Annotated in this window: 17 protein-coding genes; 8 read left to right on the forward strand and 9 right to left on the reverse strand. The window is 65.4% G+C overall.

The window, feature by feature from the left end; genetic code table 11:
- Window position 1 precedes the first annotated feature (1 nt).
- Window positions 2–952, forward strand: coding sequence for an alpha-E domain-containing protein (locus tag LXM55_RS23870; RefSeq protein ID WP_233322628.1), 951 nt, complete (start codon window positions 2–4; stop codon window positions 950–952).
- Entirely contained in the window at window positions 949–1,746 is a 798-nt protein-coding gene (locus tag LXM55_RS23875; RefSeq protein ID WP_233322629.1) for a transglutaminase family protein, read from the forward strand. Before LXM55_RS23870 ends, LXM55_RS23875 begins: the two co-directional genes overlap by 4 nt.
- Window positions 1,747–1,760: 14 nt before the next feature.
- On the opposite strand, the gene LXM55_RS23880 is transcribed toward LXM55_RS23875, so the two are convergent.
- Window positions 1,761–2,558 (reverse strand): AraC family transcriptional regulator, encoded by a 798-nt coding sequence (locus LXM55_RS23880; protein WP_060838838.1) that lies wholly within the window; start codon window positions 2,556–2,558, stop codon window positions 1,761–1,763.
- Between the two features lie 111 nt (window positions 2,559–2,669).
- Here LXM55_RS23880 and LXM55_RS23885 point away from each other — a divergent pair, with 111 nt between their 5' ends.
- Both LXM55_RS23885 and LXM55_RS23890 read left to right on the forward strand, forming a co-directional pair.
- Entirely contained in the window at window positions 2,670–3,641 is a 972-nt protein-coding gene (locus LXM55_RS23885) for a DMT family transporter (protein WP_233322630.1), read from the forward strand.
- 192 nt (window positions 3,642–3,833) lie between these two features.
- Window positions 3,834–5,000, forward strand: coding sequence for a DUF1624 domain-containing protein (locus tag LXM55_RS23890; RefSeq protein ID WP_233322631.1), 1,167 nt, complete (start codon window positions 3,834–3,836; stop codon window positions 4,998–5,000).
- Window positions 5,001–5,066: 66 nt separating this feature from the next.
- On the opposite strand, the gene LXM55_RS23895 is transcribed toward LXM55_RS23890, so the two are convergent.
- Window positions 5,067–5,717 (reverse strand): sel1 repeat family protein, encoded by a 651-nt coding sequence (locus LXM55_RS23895; RefSeq protein ID WP_233322632.1) that lies wholly within the window; start codon window positions 5,715–5,717, stop codon window positions 5,067–5,069.
- Between the two features lie 176 nt (window positions 5,718–5,893).
- Here LXM55_RS23895 and LXM55_RS23900 point away from each other — a divergent pair, with 176 nt between their 5' ends.
- Complete coding sequence (locus tag LXM55_RS23900; RefSeq protein WP_233322633.1) at window positions 5,894–7,114, forward strand: putative DNA modification/repair radical SAM protein; 1,221 nt, start codon at window positions 5,894–5,896, stop codon at window positions 7,112–7,114.
- Entirely contained in the window at window positions 7,111–7,944 is an 834-nt protein-coding gene (locus tag LXM55_RS23905) for a TIGR03915 family putative DNA repair protein (RefSeq protein WP_233322634.1), read from the forward strand. The genes LXM55_RS23900 and LXM55_RS23905 overlap by 4 nt, the downstream gene beginning before the upstream one ends.
- Before the next feature lie 59 nt (window positions 7,945–8,003).
- Here LXM55_RS23905 and LXM55_RS23910 read toward each other — a convergent pair whose 3' ends face one another.
- From LXM55_RS23910 to LXM55_RS23930, 5 genes are all read right to left on the reverse strand, one after another.
- Complete coding sequence (locus LXM55_RS23910) at window positions 8,004–9,023, reverse strand: branched-chain amino acid aminotransferase (protein WP_015635266.1); 1,020 nt, start codon at window positions 9,021–9,023, stop codon at window positions 8,004–8,006.
- Between the two features lie 197 nt (window positions 9,024–9,220).
- Entirely contained in the window at window positions 9,221–10,612 is a 1,392-nt protein-coding gene (lpdA, locus tag LXM55_RS23915; RefSeq protein WP_233322635.1) for a dihydrolipoyl dehydrogenase, read from the reverse strand.
- A gap of 17 nt (window positions 10,613–10,629) precedes the next feature.
- Window positions 10,630–11,928: a dihydrolipoamide acetyltransferase family protein gene (locus LXM55_RS23920; RefSeq protein ID WP_233322636.1), complete on the reverse strand. Its 1,299-nt coding sequence runs from the start codon at window positions 11,926–11,928 to the stop codon at window positions 10,630–10,632.
- Window positions 11,929–12,987 carry an alpha-ketoacid dehydrogenase subunit beta gene (locus LXM55_RS23925; protein WP_053157874.1) on the reverse strand — a complete coding sequence of 353 codons (1,059 nt, stop codon included), beginning with the start codon at window positions 12,985–12,987 and terminating at the stop codon, window positions 11,929–11,931.
- A gap of 1 nt (window position 12,988) precedes the next feature.
- Entirely contained in the window at window positions 12,989–14,224 is a 1,236-nt protein-coding gene (locus tag LXM55_RS23930; RefSeq protein WP_233322637.1) for a 3-methyl-2-oxobutanoate dehydrogenase (2-methylpropanoyl-transferring) subunit alpha, read from the reverse strand.
- A 196-nt stretch (window positions 14,225–14,420) separates the two neighbouring features.
- Here LXM55_RS23930 and bkdR point away from each other — a divergent pair, with 196 nt between their 5' ends.
- Window positions 14,421–14,909 (forward strand): Bkd operon transcriptional regulator BkdR, encoded by a 489-nt coding sequence (gene bkdR, locus LXM55_RS23935; RefSeq protein WP_233322638.1) that lies wholly within the window; start codon window positions 14,421–14,423, stop codon window positions 14,907–14,909.
- A gap of 3 nt (window positions 14,910–14,912) precedes the next feature.
- On the opposite strand, the gene LXM55_RS23940 is transcribed toward bkdR, so the two are convergent.
- Window positions 14,913–16,121 carry an HD-GYP domain-containing protein gene (locus LXM55_RS23940; protein ID WP_233322639.1) on the reverse strand — a complete coding sequence of 403 codons (1,209 nt, stop codon included), beginning with the start codon at window positions 16,119–16,121 and terminating at the stop codon, window positions 14,913–14,915.
- Window positions 16,122–16,245: 124 nt separating this feature from the next.
- Window positions 16,246–17,868 (reverse strand): HAMP domain-containing methyl-accepting chemotaxis protein, encoded by a 1,623-nt coding sequence (locus LXM55_RS23945; protein WP_233322640.1) that lies wholly within the window; start codon window positions 17,866–17,868, stop codon window positions 16,246–16,248.
- 282 nt (window positions 17,869–18,150) lie between these two features.
- Here LXM55_RS23945 and LXM55_RS23950 point away from each other — a divergent pair, with 282 nt between their 5' ends.
- Window positions 18,151–19,635 (forward strand): DASS family sodium-coupled anion symporter, encoded by a 1,485-nt coding sequence (locus LXM55_RS23950; RefSeq protein WP_233322641.1) that lies wholly within the window; start codon window positions 18,151–18,153, stop codon window positions 19,633–19,635.
- Window positions 19,636–19,647: the final 12 nt, after the last annotated feature.

The raw sequence follows: 19,647 nt of genomic DNA on the forward strand, positions 1-19,647 counted from the left end.
CATGCTTTCAAGAACCGCAGCCGATCTGTACTGGATGTCCCGCTACCTGGAGCGCGCCGAGAACCTGGCGCGCATGCTCGAAGTCAGTTATTCGCTGTCGCTGATGCCCCAGGCCGGGCGCGGTGACGGCCAGGCCGAGCTGGCCATGTCGCTGCTGGCCGCCGGCACCCTGGACGACTATCAGCAGCGCCACGGCGCGCTCAACAGCGAGCGCATGCTGCATTTCTTCGCCCTCGACGAGAGCAACCCGGGCAGCATCTATTGCTGCCTGCGGGCGGCGCGCAGCAATGCCCACGCGGTGCGCGGGCGGATCACCGCCGACATGTGGGAAAACATCAACGCCACCTGGCTGGAGATGCGCAACATTGCCCGCAACGGCCTGGGGCGCTATGGCATCAGCCAGTTCTGCGAGTGGGTCAAGGAGCGCTCGCACCTGTTTCGCGGCGCCACCGCCGGCACCATCATGCGCAACGACGCCTACCGCTTCATTCGCCTGGGGACCTTTATCGAGCGCGCCGACAACACCCTGCGCCTGCTGGACGCGCGCTATGAAATGTTCGGCGAGGAATCCGAGGAAGTCAGCGACGACTCGGCCCGCGGCTACTACCAGTGGAGCGCCTTGCTCCGCGCCTTGTCGTCCTTCGAGGCGTTCAACGAGATCTATCGCAATGCCCCGGGAGCCGAACAGGTGTCCGAGATGCTGCTGTTGCGCGCCGATGTGCCGCGTTCGCTGCATGCCTGCGTCGAGGAACTGGACCAGATCCTCGGCGCACTGCCGGGGCACAACGGCCGCCCGGCGCAACGCCTGGCCGCCGAACTGAATGCACGGCTGCGCTACACCGGGATCAACGAGATTCTCGACTCCGGGCTGCACCAGTGGCTGACCGACTGCATCGGCCAGATCCGCCACCTGGGGCAGACCGTGCACGAATCCTATCTGGAGGTGGTATGAAACTGTCCATTCGTCACGACACGACCTACAGCTACGCCGATGAAGTCTGCACCAGCATCCAGTTCCTGCGCCTGACGCCCCAGGACAGCCCGCGTCAGCAGATTCTCCAATGGCGCCTGGAGCTGCCACGGCGGGTGCGCGCCCAGCGCGACCCCTACGGCAACATCCTCCACGTCATGACGCTGGACGAGCCCCACGGGGCGATTGTCCTCAGTGCCTTTGGCGAAGTGCAGATCGACCCGCAACGCGAAGTCGAGGGCGACAGCCAGTCACCCTTGCCGTTCCTGCGCAGCAGCCCCTTGAGCCAGGCCGACCCGGCGCTGAGCGACTTTGCCCGGCAGCACTGCGGCGCAGGCCGCGACCGCGCCGCGCTGACCGAGCTGATGCAGGCCCTGGCCGAGCACATGCCTTACCGCCCCGGCGCCACCGGGGTGGGCAGTACCGCCGCGCAGGCCTTTGCCGGCGGCGCCGGGGTCTGCCAGGACCATACCCACGCGTTCCTGGCCTGCGCCCGCAGCCTGGGGATTCCCGCGCGCTATGTGTCGGGCTACCTGTGCACCGAGGACGCCAGCCATCTGGCCAGTCATGCCTGGGCCGAAGCCTGGCTCGACGACGGCTGGTACAGCTTCGACGTGACCAACCGCCTGACCCGCCCCGAACGCCACCTGAAACTGGCGGTGGGCCTGGATTACCTGGATGCCTGCCCGGTGCGTGGCATGCGCCGCGGCGGCGGGGCGGAACAGATGCACGCGCAGGTGCAGGTCAGCTCCATGGTGCAGTTCCAGCATCAATAGGCGGCTGTCCGGGGTCAGTCGCGGCCCATGCACTGGCGACGGTATTCGTCCGGGGTGGTGCCCATCATTCGCCGGAACATGCTGATGAAGGCCGAGGCGCTGCTGTAGCCCAGGTCCAAGCCGATGCTTTCCACGGTCTGGCCCTGTTCCAGCAGGGCCAGGGCCTGCACCACCTTGAGCCGCTGGCGCCACTCGATCAGCGACATGCCCAGCTCGCGCTGGCTGCGGCGCATCAGCGTGCGTTCGCTGGTGTTGGCGGCGTGGGCCAGTTGCGGCAATGAGCGCGGGTCGCCGGGGTTGGCCTTGAGGGTACGCAGCACCGGTCCCAGCAACGGGTCGTCGGAAGAGGGCAGGTAGCTGCCGGCGCAGGAGGCGTGCCCCAGCTTGTCCACCAGCACTTGCAGCAGGCGCTGTTGTTCGGCGCTCTGGGGCAGCCCCGGCGGCGCCTGGCGCAGGTCGTCGAGCAAGGCCAGGACCAGCGGGCTGAGGCTCAGGGCGCAGTGCCGGGCGGGCAGGGCGGTGCACAGCTCGGGCGCCAGGTACAGCGAGCAGTGGCAGGCTTCGTGGCGGTTGAAGCCCATGTGCTCGACATCCGGTGGCAGCCAGATGCCGTACTGCGGCGGCGCCAGGTAATGGTGGTCGCCCAGCTCGATTTCCATCACCCCGCTGTAGGCATAGACGAACTCGCCCCAGGGGTGGCGGTGGCGCGGGTAGGTGGCATGGGCCGGCAGGTTGGCCGCGCGAAAGAAGATCGGCGCCGGCAGGGCTTCGCTGAACGGCGGCAGGTGCAGTTGTTGCGCGGCTTTGTTCACGGCAGGCACCGGTTGGCGGATAAGTGTTATGGGCTGGCGGAATAGAACTATATCTAGGAAAACTGTCAGGCGGACAATCCTTCATCACTTTTGCTCGATGAAGGATTCGCCATGGCCACTCGCCAACCCCTGGACGCCACCGCCGCTGGCCTGATGCTCGGCCTGTGCGCGATCTGGGGCCTGCAGCAGGTGGCGCTCAAGGCCACCGCCGAGGACATCGCGCCGATCCTGCAGATCGCCCTGCGTTCCGGCGGCGCGGCGTTGCTGGTGGGCCTGCTGATGCGCTGGCGTGGCGAACGCCTGGGGCTGGGCGATGGTCACTGGCGCCCGGGCCTGCTGGTGGGCGGGCTGTTTGCCCTGGAATTTCTTCTGGTGGGCGAAGGCCTGCGTCACACCACGGCCTCGCACATGGCGATCTTCCTCTACACCGCGCCGATCTTCGCCGCCCTCGGGCTGCACTGGCTCATGCCTTCCGAGCGCCTAAAGCCCGCGCAATGGCTGGGTATTGGCGTGGCCTTTGGCGGCATTGTCGTGGCCTTCAGCGGTCCATCCCCGGCCGGCCAAGGCGGCGGCAGCAATGTGCTGCTGGGGGATTTTCTCGGGGTGCTCGGCGGGGTTGCCTGGGGCGCCACCACGGTGGTGGTGCGCTGTTCGCGGCTGGCCTCCAGCCCCACCACCCGGACCCTGCAATATCAGCTGCTGGGGGCCTTTGTCTGGCTCGGCCTGGCGGCGTTGCTGTTCGGCCAGACCCGTATCCATTTCACCCCGTTGGTGATCGCCAGCCTGGGGTTCCAGGTGCTGGTGGTGTCGTTTGCCAGCTTCCTGATCTGGTTCACCCTGTTGCGTCGCTACCAGGCCTCGCGGCTCGGGGTGCTGTCGTTCATGACCCCGCTGTTCGGCATCGGCTTCGGCGTCTGGCTGTTGCATGAACCCCTGGAGGCGAACTTCATCGTTGGCGCGCTGCTGGTGCTGGCGGGCATCGTCATGGTCAGCGGCTACGAGTGGCTGCGCCAGCGGCTCAAGCGCAACGCCCAGGTCGCTGCCGCGCCGGCGAGCCTGCCCGGGAGCGGGCCACGCGCCTGAGGCTAGGCCCACTGGCCGCGGCTGGCGTCGGGTCGCCCGCGGTCTTGAGCGTGTCGTGCCCGTGGCAGTAGCTGCGAACAAGGTTTCGGACAAGGTTTCGGATCAAACATGGATGTTATAAGGTAACGTCCGATTGTCCCGCTTAGCCAAGCTGACGCCCACTCTCTGAACCTGACGCTGCGATCCCTCCCTATGACCTCTTCAGCCCATCCTCCCGTGCGCCTCGGCGCGCGCTTGCTGAGCATCGATGCGCTGCGCGGCCTGGTGATGCTGTTCATGCTCCTGGACCACGTCCGCGAAACCTTCTTCCTTCACCGGCAGGTCAGCGACCCCATGGACGTGGCCACCACCGAGCCCGGGCTGTTTTTCAGCCGTACCCTGGCGCACCTGTGCGCGCCGGTCTTCGTGCTGCTGACCGGGCTCTCGGCCAGCCTGTTCGCCCACAAGCACGGCCATCGGGGCGAGGCCAGCGCCTTTCTGTTCAAGCGCGGGCTGTTCCTGGTGCTGCTGGAACTGACCCTGGTGAACTTCGCCTGGACCGGGCAGATCCCGCCGAGCGTGATCTACCTGCAGGTGATCTGGGTCATCGGCCTGAGCATGCTGGCGCTGTCGGCGCTGCTGTGGTTGCCGCGCGCGGTGCTGCTGGTGCTGAGCCTGCTGCTGATCGGCGGGCACAACCTGCTCGATGGCGTGCATTTCGCCGCGGGTGAGGCGCTGCACGTGCCTTGGGCGATCCTGCATGACCGGGGCTGGATCGAGTTCGGCGATGCCTTGCGCCTGCGCACCTCCTATCCGCTGTTGCCGTGGATCGGCGTCATTGGCCTGGGCTATGGGCTGGGGCCGTGGTTCATCGCCGAGGCCGATAGCGAGCGGCGCCAGCGGCGGTTGCTGCTGTGCGGGCTGGCGGCGCTGGCGGGGTTTGTCCTGCTGCGCCTGCTCAATGGATACGGCGAGCGGCCCTGGGCCAGTGGCGACAGCGGCCTGCAAACGCTGATGAGCTTTTTCAACATCACCAAGTACCCACCGTCGCTGCTGTTCATCGCCCTGACGCTGGGCGTGGGGCTGTTGGTGCTGCGCGCCCTGGAGCGTTGCCAGGCACGCCGCTGGGTCGCGGTGCTCGGGGTGTTTGGTGGCGCGCCGATGTTCTTCTACCTGCTGCACCTGTATGTGCTCAAGGGCCTGTACCTGCTGGCCGTGGCGCTGCTGGGACGCAACCAGGGGGCCTATTTCGGCTTCGACTCGCTGGGCTGGCTGTGGCTGATCACGCCGCTGCTGGCGGTGCTGCTCTACCCGCCGGTGCGGGCCTTTGCCCGGCTCAAGGCACGGCGTCGCGACCTGGGGTGGCTGAAGTACTTTTGAGGGAGGGTTCGCCGGCACGCGTTGCGCAGCAGCCGGCTGGCCGGCGAAAGCATCCCCCGAACGCTGTCAGGGCCGCGCCGCGCGAATGGCCTCGCGGATTTCTTCCTGCAACTGGCGAGCGCCGCTGCAGGCCGGGTCGGTGGGGCCGTACTTGCAGGATTTATCCAGCACCTTCAGCGCCAGGTCGGCGTCGGGCGCTACGCCGATGCCCCGGCTCAGGTGGAAGCCGTACAGGGTGCAGGCCCAGGGATCATTCAGCTCACAGGCCTTGTTGAAGGTCTGCACCGCACAGTGCCGGATGGCCTGGTTGTCGGCGTCGGCGGTGAGCATGCCGGCGGCGCGGTTGGTGCAGCCGGAGACCAGGCCCAGGCTGCAAGCGCGCTGGTACAGCGGTTCATAGCCTGCGGCGGGCCCTTTGGCCTGTTGCAGGGTGGTTGCCAGCCAGTAGCAATCGTTGCCGTCGCCGGCTTCGCAGCGCTGCAGGCAGGCCCCCAGCTGCTCCGGGGTTTCGCAGCGGTTGGCCTGCGTGGCCCGTGTCGCGGTCCTGGCCGGCATGTTGTCGCTGGGGCATTGCCTGGCCTGGGCCTGCCAGTCCTGCCGGGCCTGGACTTTGGCGTACAGGGCGTCGATCAGTTCCTGGTCGGTGGGCGCGGCATTGGCGGCAAGGCTCGACAGCAGGGCCATGCCGAACAGGCAGAAACGGTAGAGACGAGGCATGGAGCAGAGTCCTTTCCAGAGGTCATGGGCGCGGGCGTATCTTAAGGATTTTCACCAATAGCTCCAGGCTGCCGATGGGGTGGCGAGAGGTTTTTTTCATTTTGCCTCTGGCCACTCTCTTGTGGTTCCGGGGTTTTACTCTGTACTGTATATAAAAACAGTATTCGGGCCTCGCCATGCAATTGATCGACAAGCTGAGCATCCTCGCCGACGCCGCCAAGTACGACGCTTCCTGCGCCAGCAGCGGCGCGCCCAAGCGCAGCTCGGAAGGCAGAAGCGGGCTGGGTTCGAGCAATGGCATGGGCATCTGCCACAGCTATACGCCGGACGGGCGCTGTGTCTCGTTGCTCAAGGTGCTGCTGACCAATTTCTGCCTCTATGACTGCCAGTACTGCGTCAACCGCCGCTCCAGCGATGTGCCCCGGGCACGCTTCAGCCCCGAGGAAGTGGTGCGCCTGACCCTGGATTTCTACCGGCGCAATTGCGTCAGCGGGCTGTTCCTCAGCTCCGGCATCATCCGCTCGGCGGACTACACCATGGAGCAACTGGTGCGGGTGGCCCGGCTGCTGCGCGAGGAGCACGAGTTCCGCGGCTACATCCACCTCAAGACCATCCCCGACGCCGACCCGCTGCTGATCGAGGAAGCCGGGCGCTATGCCGACCGCCTCAGCGTCAATGTCGAATTGCCCACCGATCAGGGCCTGCAGGCCCTGGCCCCGGAAAAACACCTGGGCTCGATCAAGCAGGCCATGCGCACCATCTATACCGGCGAGCAGACCGTGCTCAACGAACCCCGGGCGCCGCGTTTCGCCCCGGCCGGGCAGAGCACCCAGATGATTGTCGGTGCCGACGACACCGATGACAGCACCATCCTCCACAGTGCCGAGTCGCTGTACGGCAATTTCCGCCTGCGCCGGGTCTATTACTCGGCGTTCAGCCCGATTCCCGACAGCCCGAAAAGCGTTCCCCTGGCCGCGCCGCCGCTGATGCGCGAGCACCGCCTGTACCAGGCCGATTTCCTCTTGCGCAGCTACGGCTTCAGTGCCAACGAACTCTTCAAGGGGCCGGGGCACCTGGCCCTGGATATCGACCCCAAACTGGCCTGGGCGCTGGACAACCGCAGCCTGTTTCCGCTGGACCTGAACCGCGCCGAACCGGCGCTGATCTCGCGTATTCCGGGGATCGGCCTGCGCACCACCCAGCGCCTGGTGGAGCTGCGCCGCGAGCGGCGCATCCGCTTCGAGGACCTGGCGCGCATGCGTTGCGTGCTGAGCAAGGCCAAGCCGTTTTTCATCACCAGCGACTATCACCCGCAGCAGGCGGAAACCAGCAGCGCGCTGCTCTATCAGCAACTGCGGGACCGGCCGCAACCGCAGCAGATGGGGCTCTGGGGATGATCAGCCTGGATTGCGACGACCTGTTCGACACTTGGCGCCAGCAGGCGCGCTGGCTGCTCAGCCATTCCATCGATCCGAGCCGGGTCAGCTGGGCCGGGGGGCGGGAAGCCGACCTGTTCGCCAGCGACGAGAACTGCCCCGAACAGCCCGGCCCCTTTCGCGCGCGCATTCCCCAGGCCCTGCTGGAGCTGTTGCAGCGAGCCGCCTGCTATCGCGGCGAGCAGCGCTGGAGCCTGCTCTACGAGGTGCTGTGGCGGGTCAGCCATGGCGACCGCACGGCCATGCTCAGCGGCGATCAACTGGGCAGCGAGTTGCAGCGGCGGATCAAGCAAGTCGACCGCGAGGCCCATCACCTGCATGCCTTTGTGCGTTTCGTCAGGCTGCCCGAGGGCCGCTCACGCCTGGCCGAGCAACCTGAATACGTGGCCTGGCACGAGCCGGCCCACGACATCCTGGCCCACGCCAGCCGGCATTTCATCGGGCGCATGGGGCGCCACCGCTGGATGATCGCCACGCCCCGGGACGGGGTGTATTTCGACGGCGAGCAACTGCACCACCAGCGCCAGTGCCCCCTTGGCTGGCAACAACTGGCCCAGGCCGGCGACGACCCCGGGGGCGAGCTGTGGCTGGCCTATTACAGCCACATCTTCAACCCGGCGCGGCTCAACCCCAAGGTCATGCAGGGGCATTTGCCGGCGCGGTTCTGGAAGCACCTGCCGGAGGGGCCGCTGATTCCGGCGCTGATCAGCGAAGCGCGCCACGGCAAGCAGCGCGACGGCCAGGCCAGCCAGGTGGCCGCGCGGCCAGGCAAGCGGATTGCCGGAGGCTGAGCAATGAAAAAGCCCGCCCCTGGCAAGCAGGGGCGGGCTTGGGTGCAGCTAATGGCGAATCAGACCTTGACGATCCAGCCCGCTGGCGCTTCAACGTCGCCGGTCTGCACGCCGGTCAGCTCTTTGTAGAGCTTCTGGGTGATCGGGCCGACGTCTTTTTCGCTGTAGAACACGTGCAGCTTGTCCTGGTACTGGATGCCGCCGATCGGCGTGATCACCGCGGCGGTGCCGCAGGCGCCGGCTTCCTTGAAGTCCGAGAGCTTGTCGATGAACACGTCGCCTTCGACCACTTCCAGGCCCAGGCGGGTCTTGGCCAGCTCGATCAGCGACAGGCGGGTGATACCCGGCAGCACCGAGGGCGAGTTGGGGGTGACGAATTTGTCATCGTGAGTGATGCCGAAGAAGTTCGCCGAACCGACTTCCTCGATCTTGCTGTGGGTCAGCGGGTCGAGGTAGATGCAGTCGGCGAAGCTGGCTTTCTTGGCCTGGGAGCCGGGCATCAGGCTGGCGGCATAGTTGCCACCGACCTTGGCCGCGCCGGTGCCTTGCGGGGCTGCGCGGTCGTAGCTGGAGATCAGGAAGTTGTGCGGGGTCAGGCCGCCCTTGAAGTAGGCGCCGACCGGGATGGCGAAGATCGAGAAGATGAACTCCGGCGCGGTACGCACGCCGATGTTGTCGCCGACGCCGATCACGAACGGACGCAGGTACAGCGCACCACCGGTGCCGTACGGCGGAATGAAGCGCTCGTTGGCCTTGACCACGGCCTTGCAGGCTTCGATGAACTGTTCGGTGGACACCTGCGGCATCAGCAGGCGGGCGCAGCTGCGCTGCATGCGCGCGGCGTTCTGGTCTGGGCGGAACAGGTTGATCGAGCCGTCCTTGCAGCGGTAGGCCTTCAGGCCTTCGAAGCATTGCTGACCGTAGTGCAGGGCGGTGGAGCCCTCGCTGATGTGCAGCACGTTGTCTTCAGTCAGGGTGCCTGCGTCCCACTCGCCGTTACGCCAGTGCGACAGATAGCGCTTGTCTGTCTTGATGTAGTCAAAACCCAGCTTGTCCCAATTGATGCTTTCGTTACCCATGACACCCTCTATCACTTGACCACCGCCGGAACGGCTCAAGGTTTCTGACGTTTTTTTGGATGGGCACAACAATACTGCATTCCGGGGGCGGATCGCATCCCGGACTAAGGGCGGGTGAGCAAAAAAACTTAGCCAGCTCATGAAACGCTCTCGATACAGCCATGTGCACCTACTGTGGCTTCTATAACTGGGGGCTTCTATAAATGCAGGGCGTGGCCCAGTGCCCGCAGCGCCGCTTCCTGGACCGCTTCACCCAGGGTCGGGTGGGCGTGGATGGTGCCGCCGATGTCTTCCAGGCGCGCGCCCATTTCCAGGGATTGGCCAAACGCCGTGGACAATTCGGACACCCCGACCCCCACCGCCTGCCAGCCGACAATCAGGTGATTGTCCCGCCGCGCCACCACCCGCACGAAACCGCTTTTCGATTCCAGGGTCATGGCCCGGCCATTGGCCGCGAACGGGAAGCTGCTGACGATGCAATCCAGGCCGGCCGACTTGGCTTCGTCCGGGGTCTTGCCCACCACCACCAGTTCCGGGTCGGTGAAGCACACCGCCGGGATCGCCGCCGGGTTGAACTCGCGGTGCTTGCCGGCGATCAGTTCGGCGACCATCTCGCCCTGGGCCATGGCGCGGTGCGCGAGCATCGGTTCGCCGCTGAGGTCGCCGATGGCCCAGACGTTGCGCATGCTGGTCTGGCAGCGGTGGTCGATCTTGATCGCCGCGCCGTTCATGTCCAGGTTCAGGCTTTCCAGGTTCCAGCCCTGGGTGTTGGGCTTGCGGCCCACCGCCACCAGCACCTGGTCGGTGGCCAGGTTCAGGGTGTCGCCATTGGGCTCGCGCACCTGCAGGCTGCTGCTGGCGGCATCGAAGCCCAGCACGCTGTGCTTGAGGTAGAGCGTGATCCCCAGTTGTTTCACCGACTCCAGCACCGGCTGGGTCAGTTCCGCGTCATAGGCCGGCAGGATGCGTTCCTGGGCCTCGACCACGCTGACCTCGACCCCGAGCTTGCGGTAGGCAATGCCCAGTTCCAGGCCGATGTAGCCGCCGCCGACCACGGTCAGGCGCTTGGGCAGGGTCTTGGGCGCCAGGGCCTCGGTGGAGGAGATGATCGGCCCGCCGATGGGCAGCATCGGCAGGTTGACGCTTTTCGAACCGGTGGCCAGCAGCAGGTGCTCGCACTGGATGCGGGTCTCGGTGCCTTCGATCTCCACGGTCTTGCCGTCGATGATCTTGGCCCAGCCCTGAATCACCTGGACCTTGTTTTTCTTCAACAGCGCGGCGACCCCGGTGGTCAGGCGGTCGACGATGCCGTCCTTCCATTCCACGCTCTTGCCGATGTTCAGGGTCGGCGCCGCCACTTCGATGCCCAGGGCCGAGCCCTGGCTGTGGTGGCGGGTCTGGTGGAACTGCTCGGCGACATGAATCAGCGCCTTGGACGGGATGCAGCCGATGTTCAGGCAGGTGCCGCCCAGGGCCTGGCCTTCCACCAGGATGGTGGAAATGCCCAGCTGGCCGGCACGGATCGCCGCCACGTAACCGCCAGGCCCGCCGCCGATGATCAGCAGTTGGGTGTTGAGAGTCTGTTGCATGCCTGCTCCTCTGAAAGTCAGTCCACAAACAGCGTGGCGGGTTGTTCGAGCAGGCCGCGAATGGCCTGGATGAATTGCGCAGCGTCCATGCCATCGACCACTCGGTGATCGAAGGAGCTGGAGAGGTTCATCATCTTGCGGATCACGATCTGGCCCTTGATCACCATCGGCCGCTCGACGATGCGGTTGACCCCGACAATCGCCACTTCCGGCAGGTTCAGCACCGGGGTGCTGACGATCCCGCCCAGGGCGCCGAGGCTGGTGAGGGTGATGGTGGAACCGGACAGTTCATCGCGGGCCGCCTTGCCGCTGCGGGCGGCCTTGGCCAGGCGTGAGATTTCCTCGGCGTTGCCCCACAGGCTGCGGGCTTCGGCGTGACGCACCACCGGCACCATCAGGCCGACGTCGCTCTGGGTGGCGACCCCGACATGCACCGCGCCGAGGCGGGTGATGACCTGGGCTTCGTCGTCGTAGCGCGCGTTGATCTGCGGGAAGTCGCGCAGGGCGACGACCATGGCCCGCACCAGGAACGGCAGCAGGGTCAGCTTGCCGCGGGTGGCGCCGTGCTTTTCATTGAGGTGCAGGCGCAGCTCTTCCAGGGCGGTAACGTCCACTTCCTCGACATAGCTGAAGTGCGCGGCGCGGTGCTTGGATTCCTGCATGCGCTGGGCGATCTTGCGGCGCATGCCGATCACCTGGATCTGCTCTTCGTCGTGGCGTTCGGCATAACCGGCGCCCGGGGCCGAGTAGCCCTTGAGCGGCTGGCTGTCCTGGGCCAGGTAGGCCTCCAGGTCTTCGTGCAGGATGCGCCCGGCCGGGCCGCTGCCTTGCACCAGACGCAGCTGGATGCCCAGGTCCAGGGCGTGCTTGCGCACGGCGGGCGAGGCCAGGGGGCGTTCGTCGGCCTCCCGGGCCACGGGCGCCTGGGGCGCGGGGCGGCAGGCTGCTTGGCTGACGACGGGTTTTTCCGCCTTGGGTGCTTCGGCCACCGGCGCGGCAGCCGGCTTATTAATAGCGTCCGGCGCTTTTGCCGCCGGCGCGGCGGCCTGGGCGGACTCCTTGAGGTTGCCCGCGCCTTCGACTTCGATGCTGATGAGGATGCTGCCCACCGCCATCACTTCACCGGGTTCGCCACCCAGGGAAATGACCGTGCCGTGCACCGGGGAGGGGATGTCGACCATCGCCTTGTCGGTCATCACGTCTGCCAGGACCTGGTCTTCCACCACCTGGTCGCCGACTTTTACGTGCCACTGCGCCAGTTCCACTTCTGCGATGCCTTCGCCGATGTCCGGCATCTTGATAACGTGCGTGCCCATTCAGACCTCCATGACCCGTTGCAGCGCCGCGCCCACTCGGGACGGCCCTGGGAAATATGCCCACTCCTGCGCGTGGGGATACGGCGTATCCCAACCGGTGACGCGCTCGATCGGGGCTTCCAGGTGGTGGAAGCAGTGTTCCTGCACCAGCGACACCAGCTCGGCGCCGAACCCGCAGGTACGGGTGGCTTCGTGCACCACCACGCAACGGCCGGTCTTCTTCACCGACTTGACGATGGTGTCCAGGTCCAGGGGCCACAGGCTGCGCAGGTCGATGACCTCGGCGTCGATGCCGGTTTCCTCGGCCGCCACTTGCGACACATAGACGGTGGTGCCGTAGGTGAGCACGGTGACGTCCTTGCCCGGGCGGGTGATGGCCGCCACGTCCAGCGGCACCTTGTAGTAGCCGTCCGGCACCTGGGCCGCCGGGTGTTTCGACCACGGGGTCACCGGGCGGTCGTGATGGCCATCGAACGGGCCGTTATACAGGCGCTTGGGTTCGAGGAAGATCACCGGGTCATCGTTTTCGATGGAGGCGATCAGCAGGCCCTTGGCGTCGTAGGGGTTGGAGGGCATCACGGTGCGCAGGCCGCAGACCTGGGTGAACATCGCCTCGATGCTCTGGCTGTGGGTCTGGCCGCCATAGATGCCGCCGCCGCAAGGCATGCGCAGGGTCATCGGCGCGGTGAACTGGCCGGCGGAGCGATAACGCAGGCGCGCGGCTTCGGAAATGATCTGGTCGGAAGCCGGGTAGACGTAGTCGGCGAACTGGATTTCCGCCACCGGGCGCAGGCCGTAGGCGCCCATGCCGATGGCGGCGCCGACGATGCCGCTTTCCGAGATCGGCGCGTCGAACACCCGCGAGGTGCCGTACTTGGCCTGCAGGCCCTCGGTGCAGCGGAACACGCCGCCGAAGTAGCCGACGTCCTGGCCGAACACCACGACGTTGTCGTCACGCTCGAGCATCACATCCATGGCCGAGCGCAGGGCCTGGATCATGGTCATGGTGGTGGTGGTCATGGCGGTGTCCAGCTGGATATTGTTGTTGTGATCGTTCATTTCAGACCCCCAGTTCCTGGCGTTGGCGTTTCAAGTGCTCGGGCATGTCCTTGTAGACGTCCTCGAACATGGTCGCGGCGCTGGGGATCTGGCCGCCGGCGAGGGTGCCGTACTGCTCGGCTTCCTTCTGCGCGGCAATGACCTGGGCTTCGAGCTCGGCGCTGACCGCGGCGTGTTCCTCTTCGGACCACTGGCCGATCTTGATCAGGTGCTGCTTGAGGCGGGCAATCGGATCGCCCAGGGGGAAGTGGCTCCAGTCGTCGGCCGGACGGTACTTCGACGGGTCGTCGGAGGTGGAGTGCGGGCCGGCGCGGTAGGTGACCCACTCGATCAGGGTCGGCCCGAGGTTGCGGCGGGCGCGTTCGGCGGCCCAGCGCGAGGCGGCGTAGACCGCGATGAAGTCGTTGCCGTCGACCCGCAGGGAGGCGATGCCGCAACCCACGCCGCGTCCGGCGAAGGTGGTGGCCTCACCGCCAGCGATGGCCTGGAAGGTGGAGATCGCCCACTGGTTGTTGACCACGTTGAGGATCACCGGCGCGCGGTACACGTGGGCGAAGGTCAGCGCGGTGTGGAAGTCCGACTCGGCGGTGGCGCCGTCGCCGATCCAGGCCGAGGCGATCTTGGTATCGCCCTTGATCGCCGAGGCCATGCCCCAGCCCACGCCCTGCACGAACTGGGTCGCCAGGTTGCCGGAAATGGTGAAGAACCCGGATTCCTTCACCGAGTACATGATTGGCAACTGGCGCCCCTTGAGCGGATCGCGCTCGTTGGACAGCAGTTGGCAGATCATCTCCACCAGCGGCACTTCCCGGGCCATCAGGATGCTCTGCTGGCGGTAGGTGGGGAAGCACATGTCGTCGATGTTCAGGGCCAGGGCCTGGGCGCTGCCAATGGCTTCCTCGCCCAGGCTCTGCATGTAGAAGGACATCTTCTTCTGGCGTTGGGCGACCACCATGCGGTTGTCGAAGATCCGCGTCTTGAGCATGGCGCGCATGCCCTGGCGAAGGATCTCCAGCGGCACGTCCGCGGCCCAGTCGCCGAGGGCGTTGCCCTGGTCGTCGAGCACGCGAATCAGGCCTCGGGCCAGGTCGGCGCTGTCGGCGGGTTCGATATCGATAGGGGGTTTGCGGGCCAGCCCGGCATCGTTCAGACGCAGGTAGGTGAAGTCGGTCTTGCAGCCGGGACGGCCCGAGGGTTCGGGAACGTGCAGGCGTAGCGGTTCATACGCGGTGGTCATGGCTTTCTACGCTCGATCTTGTGGATTTCTTGTAATTGGGCGCGCTAGCTGACAGTCATTCCCTGGGTAAGGGAAATCTTGTCCTACAAACATCATAGGCCGGGCGTAGAAGAATATTTATCTCTGTTTCATTGCGCTGGAAGTTATTTGCAGATAAAAAAACTGCATAAACATAAAAAACAGGTTGTTTTATCTCATGCGCAAACTCGACCGTACCGACATCGGCATTCTCAACAGTCTTCAGGAGAATGCCCGCATCACCAACGCCGACCTGGCCCGTTCGGTGAATCTTTCGCCCACGCCGTGTTTCAACCGGGTCAAGGCCATGGAGGAGCTGGGGCTGATCCGCGAGCAGGTGACCCTGCTGGATGCCGACCTGTTGGGGCTGCACGTCAACGTGTTCATTCACGTCAGCCTGGAGAAGCAGGTGGAAGAGGCCTTGCAGCACTTCGAAGAGGCCATCGCCGATCGTCCGGAAGTCATGGAGTGCTACCTGATGGCCGGCGACCCGGACTACCTGATCCGCGTGCTGGTGCCGACCATCCAGGCCCTGGAGCGTTTCATGATGGACTTTCTGACCAAGGTGCCTGGGGTGGCCAATATCCGTTCCAGCTTTGCCCTCAAGCAGGTGCGCTACAAGACCGCCTTGCCGCTGCCGGCCAACGGCCTGACCCTGGGCGCCTGAGGTTCAGGCCGGGCCCCTGTTCCAGAGCCGCTCCAGGTTCTTGAATTCCCAGTCTTCCGGGGCTTCGCGGGCGACGATGCGATCCTGGCCCTGGACCTTGGCCAGGTCGACCACGTTCTGTTCCAGGGGCAGGTTGGAGCGGGTGGAGAAAAACACCCTGACCTTGGGCGTCAGCAACGATTTGGGGTTCTGTTCGATCACCACCGCCAGGCGCCCGCTTTCCAGGCGCACCAGCGCGCCCACCGGGTAGATGCCCACGCTCTTGACGAAGGCCTGGAACACCCGTTGGTCGAAGTGACCTTTCCAGGTGGACATGCGCTGGATCGCCTCGGCCGGGTCCCAGCCTCGGTTGTAGGGGCGGTTGGAGGTCACCGCGTCGTACACGTCGCACACCGCGCCCATCTGCGCGAACAGGCTGATCTGATTGCCCGCCAGCCGGTGCGGATAGCCCGAGCCGTCGGCCTTTTCGTGGTGGTGCAGGCACACGTCCAGCACCAGCGCATCCACGTCAGGACTTTGCCGCAGGATCACGCCGCCGGCTTCGGGGTGCAGCTTGACCTGTTCGAATTCGCTGTCCGAGAGCTTTTGCGGTTTGTTGAGGATGCTGTCGGGGATGGTCAGCTTGCCCACGTCATGCAGCAGCCCGGCAATCCCCGCCAGGCGGATGTAGTCCTCCGACAAGCCCAGTTGGCGGGCGGTGGCCAGCATCAGCGCGCAGACCGCCACCGAGTGCATGTAGGTGTAGTCATCGGCGCTCTTCAGGCGTGCCAGGCTGATCAGTGCATCGGGATGGCGCAGCAGCGACTGGCGCATCTGCAGCACCAGTTCCTCGGCTTGATGCATGTGCAGGGCCTGCCCCATGCGCACTTCCTGGAACATTGCCATCACCGCCTTGCGCGAGTCGGCGCAGAGCTTGAGGGCGCGTTGGACTTCTTCGTCCATGCTCACCCGGGGCGTGGTCGTGCTGGCTGGTTGTAGCGGTGGCGGTGGCGGGGCGCTTGGTGTTGGCGCCGGACTGGCTTCGGGCAGGTCGCGTCCCTTGGCGGTGTCGATCCACAGTGTGCTGAGGTTGGAGCGTTGCAGGCGTTGCAGGTCGTCACGGCTGTCGAGGACAAAGCCGGCCTTCCAGAACGAGTGGTCCAGCCAGGAACCACAGAATTGATGGATGTACATGCCCATTTGCAGCTGGTGGATGGAGATGTGTTTCAACATGGCCAGCACTCCATTTCAGGGCGGTGGAGCATCGCCGGCCAACCGGCTCCTTGCAGGAACCGGCTGGCCGGTGAACAGCGCCAGCGCGTGTTCTACCTGACGTCTATCCGGGCCTGGGCCCGGTTCACAGGGAGAAGCGGGCCACCAGCTTGTTCAGGCCCACCGCCAGGTTCGACAACTCGCTGCTGGCGATGGAGGTCTGGCTGGCGGCGGACGAGCTCTGCACCGACAGGTCGCGGATGCTCATCAGGTTCTGGTCCACCGAGCGCGCCACCTGGGCCTGTTCCTCCGAGGCCGTGGCGATCATCAGGTTGCGTTCATTGATGTGGCTGATGGCCTGGGTAATGTGGCCGATGGCCGAGCCGGCTTCATGGGCGATGGCCAGGGTCTGGCTGGCGTCCTCGCTGCTTTGTTGCATGGACAGCATGGCCTTGTTCGAACCGCTCTGGATGCCCTGGATCATCTGCTCGATTTCCTGGGTCGAGAGCTGGGTGCGGTGGGCCAGGGCGCGCACTTCATCGGCCACCACGGCAAAGCCGCGGCCTTGTTCGCCGGCGCGGGCGGCTTCGATGGCGGCGTTGAGCGCCAGCAGGTTGGTCTGTTCGGCAATGGCGCGAATCACATCCAGGACCTTGGTGATGTCCTGGGCCTGTTGCGCCAGCCCGGCCATTTCCACCCGGGTGTTTTCCACCGTGCCGGTGAGTTTCTCGATGGAGTGGATGGTCTGTTCGACCCGCTCCTTGCCCAGCCCGGCGGATCGCTCGGATTCCTGGGTCGATTGCGAGGCGGACACCGCGTTGCGCGCCACTTCTTCGACGGCGGCGGTCATTTCGTTGACGGCCGTGGCGGCCTGTTCGGTCTCCATGCTCTGCTGCTGGATGCCGGCGTTGGACTCGCGGGTGATGGCGCTCATTTCCTCGGCGGCCGACGCCAGTTGGGTGGAGGAATCGGCGATGTGGCGGATGGTCGACTTCAGGCTGTCGAGCATGGCCCGGGTGGCGGTCTGCAGCTCGGTGAGTTCGTCCTGGCCGCTGACTTCAACCTGGGTACGCAGGTCGCCCTCGGCGATTTTTCGCGTGGTCGCCAGCAGGGTCTGCACTGGCAGGATGATGCTGCGGGTGAAGAACACCGCGATCAGCGCGGTCAGCAGGATCGCCACGACAATGATCACGCCGGTCACGGTCAGCCCGGAGCTGAACTGGGCGCCAGCGTCCTTGCCTGATTGGGCGGCGCCACGCTCGTTGAGCTTGATCAGCTCATCGATGCTGGTTTGCAGCGTGTTGGCCAGGGGCACCGTGACCTGGTTGGCATAGTTGACCGCTTCCTCCGAACTGCTGGTCTTGCTGCTTTCCATCAGCACGGCGAACTTGTCCAGGTAGGCCTGGGCGCCACTGCGCACTTGATCGTAGATCGTTTGTTCCGACGGGCTGGAGACCAGTGGCGCATAGTCCTTGATGGCCTGGTTCAGGTTGTCCCTGAGGGTGTCGAGGCGGGTCCGCGAAGCGCCTTTTTCGCTGGTGTTCTCGGTAATGAAGTGCAGGGTCTCAAGGCGCAGGCGCAGGGTGTTGGATTCGATCAGGGTGGCTTGCCGCACGCTGGGCAGCCAGTTGGTTTGCAGGTCCACCGCGGCATCATGGATCTGCCCCATCTTCCACAGGGACAGTCCTCCCAGGCCTACCAATAAAACGCAGATCGAGCCGAAGCTGAGCAGCGCTCGTAAGGTCAATTTGATGTTTCTTGTCACCATAAGGCACCTGCTTGTTTGGAGTGGTACTGCTGAGACTTCGACTCCCTGTCGCCCTAATGCCAATTTGATCTCATTGAAGTGAAAAATCTGTAGAAATGTAAAAAAGTGTTTCTTTTTTTATTTTCTCAGGCAATCGATCAGGCCGGACGAGGTTATTGCGCAGGCGTCTTTGTCGCAGTCTAAAAGAGCCCCGGCCCGCCTGCCTTGACCTTCATCAAGGCCCTCGAATGGATCCCCTGGCATGCTAGGCACGCCTAACCGGAGAAGAAGGAATACCCCCACATGACCCCCCCTGTCAGTCAAGCCTCCGAGGCGCGGGCACGCTTGCCCATCGGGTTATTGATCGGCGTACTGGCGCTGGTCGCCGTACTGCTCCTGCCGTTGCCCGCCGACCTGCCGGTCGCGGGGCATCGGATGCTGGCGATCCTCGCCTTCGCGGTGGTGGTGTGGATCAGCGAAGCGGTGTCCTACGAGGCCAGCGCGATCATGATCACCGCGTTGATGGCGTTCCTGATCGGCACCGCGCCGACCCTGCAGGACCCGACCCAGCTCTATGGCAGCTCGGCGGCCATCAGCCTGGCCCTCACCGGGTTTTCCAACTCGGCCCTGGCCCTGGTGGCCGGCGCCTTGTTCATTGCCGCGGCCATGACCCACACCGGCCTCGACCGGCGCATCGCCCTGGTGACCCTGACCCGGGTCGGCACCAGCACCCGGCGCATCCTCCTCGGCGCCATCGCCGTGACCATTCTGCTCAGCCTGCTGGTGCCCAGCGCCACGGCGCGCAGCGCCTGCGTGGTGCCGATCATGATGGGGGTGATTGCCGCCTTCGGCGTCGACAAGCGCTCCAATATCGCCGCCGGGCTGATGATCGTCGTGGCCCAGGGCACCAGCATCTGGAACGTCGGGATCCAGACCGCCGCGGCGCAGAACCTGCTGACCGTGGGCTTCATGGACAAGATGCTCGGCCAGCGCGTGGCCTGGCTCGACTGGTTGATCGCCGGCGCGCCCTGGGCGGTGATCATGTCCCTGGTGCTGCTGTGGCTGGTGCTGAAACTGCTGCCGCCGGAAACCGACAGCATTCCCGGCGGCAAGGAAGCGGTGGCCCAGTCCCTGGCGGACATCGGGCCCATGACCGGGCCGCAGAAGCGCCTGCTGGCGGTGTCGGTGCTGCTGCTCCTGGCCTGGTCCACCGAAGGCAAGCTGCATCCCTTCGACACCACGACCACCACCTACGCCGGGCTGGTGATCCTGCTGCTGCCGCGGGTCGGCATCATGACCTGGAAGGACGTGCAGTCGCGCATTCCCTGGGGCACGGTGATTGTCTTCGGGGTCGGCATCAGCCTCGGCTCGGCGCTGCTCAGCACCCACGCCGGGCAATGGCTGGGCGGGCAGGTGGTGGCCCATACCGGCCTGGACCAGGTCGGGCCGTTGGCGGTGTTCGCCATTCTCGCGGCGTTCCTGATCCTCATTCACCTGGGGTTCGCCAGCGCCACGGCACTGACTTCGGCGCTGCTGCCGATCCTCATCGCCGTGCTGCAGACCCTGCCGGGCGAGTTCAGCCGCCTGGGCATGACCATGCTCCTGGGCTTTGTCGTCAGCTATGGCTTCATCCTGCCGATCAACGCGCCGCAGAACATGGTCTGCCTGGGCACCGAGACCTTCAATGCCCGGCAGTTCGCCAAGGTCGGGCTGCTGGTGACGCTGATCGGCTACCTGCTGATGCTGGTGTTCGCCATGACCTGGTGGAAATGGCTGGGCTGGATGTAGGAAAGGTTCATC

The sequence above is a fragment of the Pseudomonas sp. Au-Pse12 genome (assembly GCF_021341665.1).
Lineage (GTDB): Bacteria > Pseudomonadota > Gammaproteobacteria > Pseudomonadales > Pseudomonadaceae > Aquipseudomonas.